This window comes from Synechococcus sp. R6-10 (assembly GCF_047461815.1).
GTDB lineage: Bacteria > Cyanobacteriota > Cyanobacteriia > Thermostichales > Thermostichaceae > Thermostichus.
The window spans coordinates 1-1,171 of sequence record NZ_JANSHW010000403.1 but is presented as its reverse complement, the minus strand read 5'-3'; the positions used below and the strand labels follow the sequence as shown (position 1 = coordinate 1,171).

1 protein-coding gene is annotated in these 1,171 nt (G+C 60.0%); it reads right to left on the bottom strand.

What is annotated here, in order from left to right; genetic code table 11:
- Positions 1 to 833, bottom strand: an 833-nt coding sequence (gene ychF, locus NW837_RS11240; protein WP_414331582.1) for a redox-regulated ATPase YchF, incomplete at its 3' end; no start/stop codon positions are given.
- Positions 834 to 1,171: the final 338 nt, after the last annotated feature.

Sequence of the window (1,171 nt, the reverse complement as noted above, 5' to 3'; positions counted from 1 at the left end):
CCCAACAGCTCGTAGGTGGCTCGGATGAGAGATTTCAGCCCGCCCTCTTTTACCCCTAACGAATCCAGATAGGCCTGTCGCTCGTCGGGGGGCAGCTCCACCAGTTCCGCCTCCACCTGGGCTGAGACCACCACCACACCTGCCCCTTCCGCTTTGGCAAATTGCCGCACCTGCTCCACCCAGGCATTGCCGCTGGCCAGATCCGTTTCCGCCACATTGGCGGCGTAGATGACTTTTTTGCGGGTGAGCAGCCCCAACCCTTTGATCAACTGCTCTTCTTCTGAGCTGAGGGGTACCAGGCGAGCCGGCTTGCCCTCGTCCAAGGCAGCCTGTAATTGTTCCAGAGCCTGCAACTCCAGTTGGGCGGTTTTGTCGGACTTGGCCTGCTTGCGCACCCGCTCTATGCGCCGCTCGATCTGGGCCAAATCCGCCAAGGCTAGCTCCAAGTTGATCACCCCGATATCCCGCAAAGGATCCACCGAACCCGCCACATGCACAATGTTCTCGTCTTGGAAGCAGCGCACCACGTGCACCACAGCGTCCACCTGGCGAATGTGGGAGAGAAACTGGTTGCCCAGACCCTCCCCCTTGCTGGCTCCAGCCACCAGCCCGGCAATATCCACAAACTCGATTTGGCTGGGGATGATCTCGGCAGAACCGCTGATCTTGGCCAGCACCTGCAAGCGCTCGTCGGGCACCGCCACCCGCCCCACATTCGGCTCAATGGTGCAGAAGGGAAAGTTGGCCGCCTCGGCTTTGGCATTTTCACAGAGGGCGTTGAACAAGGTAGATTTGCCTACGTTGGGCAGGCCGACAATTCCAGCTCTCAACATCCAGATCTTGGGGAAAAAGCCAAAAACCAGGGTAACGGGATCCCTTGCCCAGCGGAAAGATCCCTACTCTGACGTTAGCATTTGCTGCCCCTTTCCCAACCGGTGGATCCGCTCCCAAGCGCTCCGCGCCGCCAACGCCACCACCCTCGGCTCCTCTCCCAAGAGAACTGTATTTTTTGTCAGCTGCACAGTGTTGGGCAGCTGAGGTCTTTTGACATCCTCCCCGGCCTGAAGGCCGGAGATTCCTACCACGCTGCGCATGGATAGCTCCTTGCGCAGTCGTCTCGGCGGGTTCCTGCTTCCGACCGCCCGTGCGGTTCGATCCACAGGCCATCCGG